Annotated in this window: 12 protein-coding genes; 5 read left to right on the forward strand and 7 right to left on the reverse strand. The window is 51.9% G+C overall.

Annotated elements, in window-relative coordinates:
* Positions 1-7 precede the first annotated feature (7 nt).
* Positions 8-1675: an amino acid permease gene (locus DUE52_RS14875; RefSeq protein WP_114406814.1), complete on the forward strand. Its 1668-nt coding sequence runs from the start codon at positions 8-10 to the stop codon at positions 1673-1675.
* 415 nt (positions 1676-2090) lie between these two features.
* Here DUE52_RS14875 and DUE52_RS14880 read toward each other — a convergent pair whose 3' ends face one another.
* The 5 genes from DUE52_RS14880 to panC form a co-directional block, all read right to left on the reverse strand.
* Positions 2091-2777 carry a zinc metallopeptidase gene (locus DUE52_RS14880; RefSeq protein ID WP_170315695.1) on the reverse strand — a complete coding sequence of 229 codons (687 nt, stop codon included), beginning with the start codon at positions 2775-2777 and terminating at the stop codon, positions 2091-2093.
* A gap of 148 nt (positions 2778-2925) precedes the next feature.
* Positions 2926-3414, reverse strand: a complete 489-nt coding sequence (rfaE2, locus tag DUE52_RS14885; RefSeq protein WP_114406815.1) for a D-glycero-beta-D-manno-heptose 1-phosphate adenylyltransferase — start codon at positions 3412-3414, stop codon at positions 2926-2928.
* Positions 3415-3532: 118 nt separating this feature from the next.
* Positions 3533-4573, reverse strand: a complete 1041-nt coding sequence (locus DUE52_RS14890) for a lysylphosphatidylglycerol synthase transmembrane domain-containing protein (RefSeq protein WP_170315696.1) — start codon at positions 4571-4573, stop codon at positions 3533-3535.
* 155 nt (positions 4574-4728) lie between these two features.
* Positions 4729-5076 (reverse strand): aspartate 1-decarboxylase, encoded by a 348-nt coding sequence (panD, locus tag DUE52_RS14895; RefSeq protein ID WP_114406817.1) that lies wholly within the window; start codon positions 5074-5076, stop codon positions 4729-4731.
* A gap of 114 nt (positions 5077-5190) precedes the next feature.
* Entirely contained in the window at positions 5191-6033 is an 843-nt protein-coding gene (panC, locus tag DUE52_RS14900; protein WP_114406818.1) for a pantoate--beta-alanine ligase, read from the reverse strand.
* Positions 6034-6233: 200 nt separating this feature from the next.
* On the opposite strand from panC, the gene DUE52_RS14905 reads away from it, so the two are divergent.
* The 3 genes from DUE52_RS14905 to glmS all read left to right on the forward strand — a co-directional run bounded on the left by DUE52_RS14905 (position 6234) and on the right by glmS (position 10486).
* Positions 6234-7043, forward strand: coding sequence for a glycogen/starch synthase (locus tag DUE52_RS14905; protein ID WP_114406819.1), 810 nt, complete (start codon positions 6234-6236; stop codon positions 7041-7043).
* Positions 7000-8424: a DUF4270 family protein gene (locus DUE52_RS14910; RefSeq protein ID WP_165840942.1), complete on the forward strand. Its 1425-nt coding sequence runs from the start codon at positions 7000-7002 to the stop codon at positions 8422-8424. Before DUE52_RS14905 ends, DUE52_RS14910 begins: the two co-directional genes overlap by 44 nt.
* Before the next feature lie 208 nt (positions 8425-8632).
* Positions 8633-10486 carry a glutamine--fructose-6-phosphate transaminase (isomerizing) gene (glmS, locus tag DUE52_RS14915; RefSeq protein ID WP_114406821.1) on the forward strand — a complete coding sequence of 618 codons (1854 nt, stop codon included), beginning with the start codon at positions 8633-8635 and terminating at the stop codon, positions 10484-10486.
* Between the two features lie 89 nt (positions 10487-10575).
* On the opposite strand, the gene DUE52_RS14920 is transcribed toward glmS, so the two are convergent.
* Both DUE52_RS14920 and DUE52_RS14925 read right to left on the reverse strand, forming a co-directional pair.
* Positions 10576-11421, reverse strand: coding sequence for a tetratricopeptide repeat protein (locus DUE52_RS14920; protein ID WP_114406822.1), 846 nt, complete (start codon positions 11419-11421; stop codon positions 10576-10578).
* Positions 11393-11893, reverse strand: a complete 501-nt coding sequence (locus tag DUE52_RS14925) for a hypothetical protein (protein ID WP_114406823.1) — start codon at positions 11891-11893, stop codon at positions 11393-11395. The genes DUE52_RS14920 and DUE52_RS14925 overlap by 29 nt, the downstream gene beginning before the upstream one ends.
* Before the next feature lie 241 nt (positions 11894-12134).
* Between DUE52_RS14925 and DUE52_RS14930 the strand changes: the two genes are divergently transcribed.
* Positions 12135-12506, forward strand: coding sequence for a Rid family detoxifying hydrolase (locus DUE52_RS14930; protein ID WP_114406824.1), 372 nt, complete (start codon positions 12135-12137; stop codon positions 12504-12506).
* Positions 12507-12528 lie beyond the last annotated feature (22 nt).

Consider the following 12528-nt stretch of genomic DNA (forward strand, 5'->3'; position numbering starts at 1 on the left):
CAGCCTTATGAGTGACTCTGTATTCCGGAAAAAATCGGTTGTAAAAGCCATCGCCGATGTGGGTGAGGGGCATTCGTCACACATGAACAAGGTGCTGGGCGTACGCGACCTGACTTCGTTTGGAATCGCGGCCATCATTGGAGCCGGTATTTTCAGCACCATCGGGCGGGCCAGCGTCAATGGCGGTCCGGCGGTCTCGCTGCTTTTTGTCTTTACGGCCATTGCCTGCGTTTTTACGGCCCTCAGTTACGCCCAGTTTGCCTCCACCGTGCCGGTCAGCGGAAGTGCTTATACCTACGCGTACGTGTCGTTTGGGGAGATATTTGCCTGGATCATTGGCTGGGCGCTCATTCTGGAATATGCCGTCAGCAATATGGTGGTGGCCATTTCGTGGTCCGAATATTTTACGTCGATGCTGGAAGGGTTCGGGATCCATTTTCCGTCGTATTGGGCAACCGACTATGGATCGGCGGCCAAAGCCTACGCGCTCGTGCAGGCCAGTGCTACGCCCGCAAGTCTACCCGAGAATACGCGGGAACTCGCCCAGGCTTTTCAGGATGCTCCGGCACTCGGAAGTTTGAAATTCATTGCCGATTTGCCCGCCGGTTTTGTCACGGTTCTGATCACGGCTTTGGTCTACGTCGGCATTAAAGAATCCCGCGCTGCCAGCAACCTGCTGGTGGTTCTGAAACTGGCCGTCATTGGCCTGGTCATTGCCGCCGGGGCCTTTTACGTAAAACCGGCGAACTGGTCACCGTTTGCCCCCAATGGCGTTGCGGGGGTGTTGAGTGGAGTGGCTTCGGTGTTCTTTGCCTTCATCGGTTTCGATTCCATTTCGACCACGGCGGAAGAGTGTAAAAATCCGCAGCGCGATTTACCCCGGGCGATGATCTACTGTCTGATTATCTGTACGGTTCTGTACGTGCTGATTACGCTGGTATTGACCGGTATGGTGAATTACAAGGAACTGGGCGTCGATGATCCACTGGCGTATGTTTTCCAGAAAGTGGGACTCGACGCGATTGCGGGGGTGATTTCGGTTAGTGCCGTTGTTGCCATCACCAGCGCGTTGCTGGTGTATCAACTGGGCCAGCCCCGCATTTGGATGACCATGAGCCGTGATGGTTTGCTGTGGCCACGGTTCTCGAAAATTCATCCGCGCTACCGGACGCCCTCGTTCGCCACCATCGTAACCGGTTTTCTGGTTGCCATCCCGTCGTTGTTTCTGGATATGCAATTTTTTATCGACCTCACGAGTGTCGGAACCTTCTTTGCTTTTATCCTGGTTTGCGCCGGTATTTTGTTTCTGGACGCCAAGGGCCTTTCTAAACATTCTAAATTCAAAGTGCCTTATATTAACGGCAAATACATCGTCGGCCTGGCGCTGGTCGTAGCGATGGTGCTGGTTTTGCGGGCGGGCGGTCTGTTGAGTGGGATTCAGGAAAAACCGTTGCTGGCGTTTTTCTGGCTTACCTGGGCGCTGTTTTCTGTCCTCTCGTTTCGGTACAATTTTTCCCTCCTCCCGGTTTTGGGCATTCTGACCAACCTCTATCTGATGACCGAACTGGGCATCAGTAACTGGGCCATTTTCGTAGTCTGGCTGGTTATCGGTCTGGTTATTTACTTTTCATACGGCTACCGGAAAAGCAAACTGGCTTTCGAAACCGCTTCGTAAAGGGCGGTTTCAAACGATAAATAGAAAAATAATACAATAATTTATTAATTGATTGTACAGGCAATAATATTTAATACTATCTTGTGCCCTGGAAATCGTTACGGTCTATCAACGGTTTAATCGGTTTCCGATTGGAATTAATCTTTACATCTCGCAATAATGCAGAAAGCCTATAGGGTCTCCCTATGGGCTTTTTTATGGCGGGGAACGGGGCTTTTCGCTCCCAACCCCCTAAAGGGGCTTCAAAATCCGGATGTTTTAGCCCGGCACCGGCCGCCCGGCCTTTAGGGGGTTGGGGGCGAAAAGCGGAAGAACTTAACAGTCCCGCCCTTCAGGAGATTTAGGGGCTATTATACAAAAAAAGAGGTGCTACGGTTTTTTCGTAGCACCTCTTCACTAGAAAACAAGGTCGAACTTAGTCGCTTCGGCGACCGCCCATCAACAGGCTGGCGTAATACAGCAGCGTGGCCAGCGAACCGAGTGCGGCTACCACGTAGGTCATGGCCGCCCACCAGAGGGCATCTTTGGCAAAACCGTATTCCCGCTGGTTGACGATGTTCCGGCTTTGCACCCAGGCCAGTGCCCGGCGGCTGGCGTCGAACTCGACGGGCAGCGTGACAAAACTGAACAGCGTCGTCACGGCAAACAAAGCCACCCCAACCGCCAGCGGAATGATGGTGGTGTTGATCAGCAAAATACCGATCAGGATGATCCATTGCAGGTAGCTTGACGAAACCGTCAGGAACGGCACCATCGCCGAACGGAGTTTAAGCGGGCCGTAGGCCGTCGCATGTTGTACGGCGTGACCGCATTCGTGGGCTGCCACAGCCGCTGCCGATACGCTTCGCCCGTAATAGACGTCGGCGCTCAGGTTGACGGTTTTGTCCTGCGGGTTATAGTGGTCGGTCAGCATTCCTTCCACCGAGAGGACGCGAACGTCGAAAATGTTGTTTTCGTGGAGCATCCGCTCGGCAATCTCCTTACCGCTCAGACCGTTGCTCAGTCCGATTTGTGAATACTCGTTAAACTTGCTCCGCAGACGCCAGCTAATACCGGCACTCAGGAGAGCGAAAACGATGAAAATAATCCAGATTCCAGGCATAATTCAATAAAGACCGGGGTCGCCGGTGCGATTAAGAGTACGTGGTTAAACGGTAGTGTGGATCACTATACTAGCTTAACAAATATCACTAAAAAAACGGTTCATTGTTTATCAATACCTGCAACCGTTGGTCACGGTTTTGGTAAAATCATCCTTCCGGGTAAGCGTTGCGGATTTTTTCAATCAGCGCCGTGGTTGAATAACCCGCCACGAGCGGAATGGTTTGCACCCGGCCGCCGTTTTCCAGCACAAAATCGGCACCCACGATGGCACTGACGGCGTAGTCGTCGCCTTTGACCAGCACGTCCGGTTTCAACGCCTGAATCAATTCGAGCGGTGTGGACTCGCCGAAGAGCACAACTGCATCGACAAACGCCAGTGAAGCCATCAGCCGGGCGCGGGCGTATTCGTTGACAACGGGGCGCAGCGGCCCTTTGATGCAACTGACGGACGCATCGGTATTCAAACCCAGAATCAGTTTGTCGCCGAATTGACGGGCTTTTTCCAGGTAATCGACATGACCCAGGTGCAAAATATCGAAACAGCCGTTGGTAAAAACCAGTTGCCGGCCCTTAGCGTGCCACTGTTCGGCTGAGGCAACGGCCTGATCCCGGCTGAGGATTTTGGATTCGGTCATCATTTTTGGGTGGTTAAGAATGGTTGAATGGTTAAAATAGTTACCCCCAACCCCCTAAAGGGGGCTTAGGCATCCGGATTTTTTAAGCCCCCTTTAGGGGGTTGGGGGTAAACATCCACTATTTCAAATTAACCACGTTCTGCGCATCCGGTTTGACTTCGGTTTGCGGATTTCGGCCTTTCAGCATCACAATCAGGAAACTCAGCGCGCCCAGCACCACGACGTAGAACCACTGTGTAAACAGCATCAGCGTCGCCAGCGTGGCCCCATCCTGGTTACTGATTCCGTAAAGCGCCAATGCAGCCCCAACCAGAATGTTGAACGTTCCGGCACCGCCCTGAACGGGAGCCGCCATGCCCAACGCACCCATGATCAGAATCGTCAGACCCGCGCGCCAGCCCAGATCGGCGGTTTGGGGCATGGCCGAAAACAGCACGAACGACATGAAATAGTACATCGTCCAGATCAAAACCGTGTGGAAAATGAACGCCCAGGGGTTTTTCAACTTGCGGACACTCAGCAAGCCTTCGAGCAGGCCGACCACGAACTTTTCAACGCGCTGGTAGAACGGTTTCTGGCGGAGAACTTCCTTGTAACGGGTGTAGAAAAACCAGATCATCACCGCAAAACCGAGCAGACAGCCTCCCAGAATGACCAAAAGCCAGGTGTTGTCGCGTACACCGGCCATGTTGAATTTGGATGCGAAAAAGTCCATCAGAAACGTGCTGAGCCGGTTGAATTCGATCAGAAACGTGGCACCAAGCAGGAGAAACAGCACCACGACGTCGATAATCCGCTCGGCCACAACGGTGCCAAAACTGACGTTGACGGGAACACCTTCCAGCCGGTTGAGCGTCCCGCAGCGGGTGACTTCGCCCATGCGCGGAACCACCAGATTGGCAAAATAACCAGTCAGAACGCCCAGGGTCGTGTTGACAATCGCGGGTCGGTAGCCCACCACCGGTTCCAGCAGCAGGCTCCAGCGATAGGCCCGGCTCCAGTGGGCCACCACCGTCAGCAAGCCCGACACGGCAATCCAGGTGTAGTCGGCTTTGCTGAACGCGTCGAACATGGCCGCCCGGTCGATGTCCTTGAACACGTACCAGAGCAACCCGGCGGCAATGCTGAGCGAAATGCCGTATTTTAGAATGTTTTTCAAGACGATTGGATGGTTTGATGGCTGAAGGATGGTTGAAAAATGGTTTGATGGTTAAAAATGGTTAAATGGTTTTTAATGGTTAAATATGGTTAGATGGTTAAAATTAAGGTAAGCCATTCAACCATTTTTAACCATCCTTCAACCATCAAAACCATTTAAACCAGGTGATTATTGTTGTCGGGAAAAACCACCAGCGGCTTGTAGGTTTTGGCTTCATCGGTGGTCATCATGCCGTAGGCAATAATGATGATGATGTCGCCGACCTGCGCGCGCCGGGCGGCTGCCCCGTTGAGGCAAATAATGCCGGAACCGCGTTCTCCCTTGATCACGTAGGTGACCAAACGTTCGCCATTGTTGTTGTTGACAATATGAACCTGCTCATTTTCAAGCAATCCGGCCGCATCCATCAGATCCTCGTCGATGGTAATGCTGCCGACATAATTCAGTTCAGCCTGCGTTACCCGGACCCGGTGGATCTTGGATTTCATTACGGTAATAAACATAGTTGTAGTGACTGTCCGGTTCAAACGGACGGTCAAAAGTAGTGAAAAACCGTCCACCCGAAGCAGTTACCGCAAAAACAGCCCGCGAAAAGAGTTAGTTCAGCCGCCGGGTTGTCACACGATGAGGTTGTCGATCAGCCGGGTTTTCCCCAGATGCGCGGCAATGCACAAGGCCGTTGCGCCCGGTGCCTGGAGCTGTTCAACCGGCTGGAGCGTGTCGGCATTGGCGATTTCAAAATACTCCAGCCGAAAAGTGGGATGGTTCTGTAAATAGTGTTCTACGGCGGTTTTAGCGGTTTCGAGCGTTCCGTCGTTGCGCAGAACGTCCTGTGCCTGGGTCAATGCCTGGAAGAGAACGGGGGCCTCCTGCCGTTCGGCGGGCGACAGGTTGCGGTTGCGCGACGACATCGCCAGGCCGTCGTCTTCCCGCACGATAGGCATCCGAATCAGTTCCAGTTGAAAACCCAGATCGCGAATCAGCCGTTTCACCACCGCCACCTGTTGCAGGTCTTTCTGGCCGAAGTACGCCCGGTTGGGCTGGATAATGTTGAAAAGTTTGGAAACCACAATGCCGACGCCGTTGAAATGCCCCGGCCGGAAGGCCCCTTCCAGCACGGTTTCCAGTTCGCCAAAATTCAGTTTCAGGAAAGGATTGGTCGGGTATATTTCGTCGACCGACGGCGCAAAAACCAGGTCGCAGCCGGCTTCTTCCAGCAGTTTACAGTCGGCTTCGAGCGTGTGCGGATACCGGGCGAGGTCGTCGGGGTTGTTGAACTGCGTCGGGTTGACGAAGATGCTGCAAACCGTGAGGTCATTCTGGGCTTTACTGGCGTCGACCAGGGTCAGATGTCCCGCGTGCAACGCCCCCATGGTCGGGACCAGTCCGATGGAGTGACCGGTCTTGCGTTGAGAATCAAGTGCTTGTCGTATACCGGTGATGGTTTCGTAGAGTTGCATGTTGATTTTTTAAGGAATTGAGTTGGTCTGTCGTCGGATTCGGCCGAAGCGTGAATTTGGCGACGAGCGGTTTATATTGACAAAACAGGAGTTTTTCTGGCGGAATTCTATTGAAATACCAGAAAAAATTGTATAATTTTGCAGATTTTTAATTTGTTCCGCTACGGCGGTGTATTTCACTAAAGCCCCCCAATCGTGTTATGAGCAAACTTCGGATTCTCTACGTTGCCAGTGAAATCAACCCTTTCCTCCAGACTTCAGCGGTGGCCGATTTTGTTCGGAAACTGCCACAGGCGATGCAGGAACGCGGCATGGAAATTCGCATCCTGGTGCCACGTTTCGGGCTGATCAACGAGCGAAAGAACCGGCTACACGAGGTGGTCCGTTTATCGGGTATCAACATTACGGTGGGCGATGAAGAAAAGCCGCTGATTATCAAGGTGGCCTCCATTCCCAATGCCAAGCTTCAGGTGTATTTTATTGACAATGAAGACTATTTCCAGCGTAAACACGTTTTTCTTGACAAAGATGACCGATTCTACGAAGACAACGACGAGCGGACTATTTTCTTCTGCAAAGGCGTCCTGGAAACCGTGAAGAAATTAGGCTGGTCACCCGATATCGTCCACTGCAATGACTGGATGACGGCTCTGATTCCGCTGTATCTGAAAACAACCTACAAAAACGACCCCATGTTTAAGGATACCAAGTCGGTATTCTCGGTCTACAATAATTCATTTTCGTACCGTTTCGACGATGGTCTGGTTGAAAAAGCCAAGGCCATGGATGTGGATGAGGACATGTTGAAGTATCTGAAATCGGCTGATTATGACGGTTTTATCCGGATGGGATGTACCTATGCCGACGTGGTTGTAAAAGCTGACGAAGATTATAGCGAGAGTTTAAATACTATTTTGAATGATTTGTCCGACAAGAAATTTGAACTCGCCGAAGAAGGCCAGGAAGTTGCTGATCAATATTACAACCTTTATACGGAACTGGCGGGCTAACCGCAGCCGCCAATCCGTCAGCACGATTCAACTCAGTTTGATGGCCGTCATGTTCGCGCTGGTGTCGGTGTTGGTGGCCTGCGAAGAGCCGAAAGACATTGGCCTGGCACCGCCCACGGCCATTGGCGTGCTGTATACCGATACGCTGACCGTTGAAACGTCCACCATTCTGCTCGACTCGGTTGTGACCGACCGCAATAGCCGCTTGCTCGTGGGGCAATATACCGACCCGGTTTTTGGCAAAGTTGTTGCCAAAACGTTCGGGCAGTTGTATGTCGAAGGTGGTAGTTTCAAAACCGAAGGCGAAATTGTCTATGATTCCCTGCGCGTGCTGGTCGGTTATTCCTATGTGTATGGCGATACCACCAGGGCGCAGGAGATTCTGGTTCACCGGCTGACGGAAGATCTGGATTCTACCAAACGGTACACCAACGCGTCGTCGGTCGCGTATGCCGCCGAACCACTGGCCAAAATCAAGCTGACACCAACCGCCGTCGGAGGGGCCGGTTATGCCCGTTTGCCCGACGCGCTGGGTCGTGAGTTGCTGGAGCTTTCCAAAGGTTCCGGCATCGTTCAGGCGGACTTTCGGAAAGTGTTCAAAGGCATTGCCGTGGTTCCGGGTGCGACGAATACGACGGTTTTCGGGTTTTCCAACAACATGTTTATCGAGTTGTATTACCACAAATCGGCGGATACGACCAAAGTGTTGAGCATCGACTTTTTCACAACGGCGGGTTTGCCTTCCTTCAGTCAGGTCAAGGTCGATCGTTCGGGAACGAAACTGGCGGCTTTGAGCCTCACGAACTCGCTGACGGGAGCCGACACGGGTGGCGAGATGTTCGTTCAGAGTGCCGCCGGTGTGACGACGAAAGTGAATTTTCCGACCATCGAGAACCTGAAAAAAGAAAGTGGCCGGATTGCCATCAACCGGGCTGAACTGAGCTTGTTCGTGAAAGGGAGCAGCCCCGGTGGCCCCGTTCCTTCTGTGATGACGCTGGCCCAGACCGATGCCAACAACCGACTTCTATACACGCCGGAAACCGGCACCGGCACCCGACTGCTGCATTTGCTCCAGACCCAGTCGGGCACGTTTCAGACGGCCAATAAATGGTATTATCCGCAGATTGTCGGCTACAGCAGCCGTCAGAAAACCTACACGTTCGACGTTACGACGTATTTGCAGGCCATTCTGGTAGGTTTTCAGGCCAACAACGGTTTAGCTTTGTTGCCGGCAACCAACACCTCATTGGTTACGACCAGTCAAACGACGGGAGCACCGAGTTTTCTGGCTCAGCCTTACCTTAACAACCAGTTGAACGGTGCTATTCTAAACGGGCCGGTCAGTGCAAAACTGGTGGTGTTTTATACGTACACGCCGTAAACTTAGACAACAAAAACGGAGCCAGCTTCTTTCAGGGGCTGGCTTTTTTGTTTCTGTACTTTCCGGTTATAAATCGCGTGAATCAGCGGTTTTATTGGTATCTTTCCCAGAAAGAAGGGCGGTTTTGTTAACAATTTAGGAATGAAAGATCACTTTCTTAAATATTTTAAAAAGTAGTTTGTACAACACCATTTAAATTGAAAAGCTTATGTGTGGAATTGTCGCCTATGTCGGTCATCGCGATGCGGCTCCGTTGGTTCTGAAAGGGTTGAAAAGGTTGGAATACCGGGGGTATGACAGCGCGGGAATCGCCCTGCTCGACGTTGAAGAACCCGGATCGTCGGGATTGAAGGTCTACAAGAAAAAAGGCAAAGTGGTTGATCTGGAGAACGAACTGGCGGGCAAGGCGTTGCAGGCCAAAATTGGGATCGGACACACCCGCTGGGCCACCCACGGCGCACCGAACGACGTGAATGCCCACCCGCACGAGTCGCACGACCGGAAGCTGGCGATTATCCACAACGGGATTATTGAAAACTATGCGACGATCAAGCAAAATCTGATTCGGAAAGGCCACGTCTTTCGCTCCGAAACCGATTCGGAAGTGCTGATTCAGTTCATTGAAGACATTCGGAAAGAAACCGGGTCGTCGCTGGAAGAAGCCGTCCGGCAGGCCTTGCTGGAAGTGGTTGGGGCCTATGCCATCGTCATCATTTCGGAGGAAGACCCGACGCAACTCATTGCCGCCCGGAAAGGCAGTCCGCTGGTGATTGGGGTAGGGGAGAACGAGTATTTTTTTGCGTCGGATGCCACGCCGATCATCGAATACACCAAAGACGTCATTTACCTGAACGATCTCGAAATTGCCGTTGTCCGCGCCGGGGAACTGAAGGTGATCAACCTCGACAACACACAGACCACGCCGTATATCCAGAAAGTGGAGATGGAACTGGAAGCCATCGAAAAAGGCGGTTTTGAGCATTTCATGCTGAAAGAGATCTTCGAGCAGCCCCGTTCCATTGCCGACAGCATGCGGGGCCGCGTACGGGCCGACGACGGTCATCTGCAACTCGGCGGTTTGCGCGATTACCTGGATCAACTGGCGGCTTCGAAGCGGATTGTGATTGTCGGCTGCGGAACCTCCTGGCATGCCGGACTGGTGGCCGAATATATTTTTGAAGAACTGGCCCGCATTCCGGTCGAAGTGGAATACGCGTCGGAGTTTCGCTACCGCAATCCGATCATTGCCGAACGGGATATTGTGATTGCAATTTCGCAATCGGGCGAGACGGCGGATACGCTGGCGGCCATCGAACTGGCGAAATCGAAAGGAGCGACCATTTTTGGCGTTTGCAACGTGGTGGGTTCGTCCATTGCGCGGGCCACGCACGCGGGAGCCTACACCCACGCCGGGCCGGAAATCGGGGTCGCCAGTACGAAGGCGTTCACGGCCCAGGTGACGGTTTTGACGCTCATGGCCATCGCTGCGGCCCAAAAGAAAGGCACGATTTCGGAAACGCTTTTCCGCCAGTTGCTGGCCGAACTGGAGCGTATTCCGGCGTTGGTCGACAAGGTGCTGCAAAACGCCGAGAAGGTGAAGGAAATCGCCTACATCTTTACCTACGCCAAGAATTTCATCTACCTGGGTCGGGGACTCAACTTCCCCGTGGCACTGGAAGGGGCGCTGAAACTGAAAGAAATTTCGTACATCCACGCTGAGGGCTATCCGGCGGCCGAAATGAAACATGGCCCGATTGCGCTCATCGACGAGGACATGCCGGTGGTGGTGATTGCGACGAAGGACAGTTCCTACGAAAAAGTGGTCTCGAACATTCAGGAAGTGAAAGCCCGCAAAGGCCGCGTGATTGCCGTGGTGACCGAGGGCGATACCCAGATTCGGGAGATGGTCGATTTTGTGATTGAAATTCCGAAAGTTCACGACATTCTGATGCCGCTGGTTTCGGTGATCCCGCTGCAACTGCTGTCGTATTACATCGCCGTGATGCGGGGCCGCAACGTCGACCAGCCGCGCAATCTGGCGAAGTCGGTGACGGTGGAGTAATAACCGGGATGTTGAGAAAACAGCAGAAGATACCCGTCAGGTTTTGTAAACCTGACGGGTATCTTCTGCTGTTTTCTCAACATCCCGGCCTATTTTTTTGTCAACTTCCGCATTAATTCCCGAATGTCACCGATGGCAATCTGCTCCGGAAAATTGACATAGATTTCGTTGGTTTCATTGAGTTTTAAACCTTCCAATTGGTAATATTCTGCCCAATAAATATAGTCCAGAGCCTGTTTATCTAAGTTGAGTTGATGATGGATATTGGCCAAATGGTAGAACACATCCGAAAACTTGGGATACTTCGTCAGACTGTTTTTTAAGCAATCAATCGCCCGGTCGTATTCCTTGAGATGGGCATGGGCCATCCCTAGATAAAACAGGTCTAAGTGGTGAACTTTAGTAGTACCTAAACGACCGGTTTGCTCCTGAATGGATTCTTCAAAAAGGGCTTTTGCCTGCTTATAATCACCCAATTCCAGGTAGCAGATGCCCTTCCAAAAGGCAAAGCTATGGTCCATTTCATACTTGGGAATGGCCGGATCGCTGTCGGCTTTCAGAAAATCCTGAAGACCCGATTCATAATCCTTCAGGAAAACCGTTTTGCAAAACGCCCGGTAGGCCAGCCAGCGTTGGGGTTCCAACTCAACGGCTTTGTCGTAATACCGAAGCGTGTATTCGATATCGCCAACTTGCAGATACGGGAAACCCTTCATTCGCCAGAGGTGTGCGTATGTCGAATCAATCCGCAGGGCAGAGTCTGCATACAATTGCAGGCGGTATGACATGTAATTTAGATGCTCCGTCTTTTTGTCAAAATACCGGTCGGCACTATCGCGCAGCATTTTCTTCCTTTCCGAATCCGTTTGCGCATGGGCCTGTAAGCTGAAAACCAGCAGCAATAGCCTAAGGCACCAAATTGTCGATTTCGCCATGTTTGATTTTGAACGTAAAATAGGTGAAATAATCAACGGCTTCTCCTTCAACCATTCCGACGGGCCAGTCGGTCAGCGATTGAACGAAGGTGAGCAGTTGGGAGGCAATTTTAGGATCAAAAGTTCGGGCCTGATACCGTTCGTCGATTTCATAGGTGTGATACCAACCCGTTTCGGACCGGCAATTGACGATGAAGCGGAAGGTGATGAAACCGCTTTGGGTACAGTTTTCCGGTTTTTGGTAGATACTTCTGACTTTCTTCAAAAGCATCATGGAGCTTTCCGGGTATTTTTTATGCAGGGAAAAGTATTGATAGACCCCCCAATCCTTGTTGCAGGGCCGGAAACGTTCGGTTGTATCCGTCGGGTACCAGCCGATCGTTTGCCTGCTTCGGTCAAAAAGCTGGGCCTGACAAATCGATTTTGTTGCACACAGGAAAAGCAGCAGAAAAACAAAGTGTCTTTTTTTCATAAGAAGCCTTTTGGTATTTGACGAAGACCCCGGCTTGATGTCACTCAAACCCGTACCGATTGGGGTGTTAAAAATGGTTAAATTGCGGACAACCAAACCAGATAGAAAGTTGATCGACAGATTTCTGCCATCCGACGGTTTTGATTGCTAACTTTGCGCCACGAAATTTTTATCCGGTACGACCTCGTAACGTTTTCCTGTGAACACCGCCTGCGGCAGTGCCGAAACTATTCTGTGTATTATGTCAACGAAAAAAATCATATTCTCCCCCGACGCCCCCGCGCCAATTGGTCCTTACAACCAGGCGGTTATGGTAAATGAAACCTTGTATGTCTCCGGCCAAATTGCCCTCGATGTTGCTCCGTCCGGCGATATTCAGGCCGAAACCCGCAAAGTGATGGAAAACATCGGCGCCATTTTGAAGGTTGCCGAACTCACGTTCGAGAACGTTGTGAAGGCCACCATCTTTGTCAAAGACCTCAACAACTTCGGCGCCATCAACGAAGTATATGGCAGCTTTTTTACGGCCGATCCACCCGCCCGTGAAACGGTGGAAGTGGCGCGTTTGCCGAAAGATGTCAATGTAGAAATATCCGTCATTGCTGTTCAATAAGGAGGAAGGGGAGGAAAGGATA

It is taken from the genome of Larkinella punicea, from assembly GCF_003334855.1.
GTDB lineage: Bacteria > Bacteroidota > Bacteroidia > Cytophagales > Spirosomataceae > Larkinella > Larkinella punicea.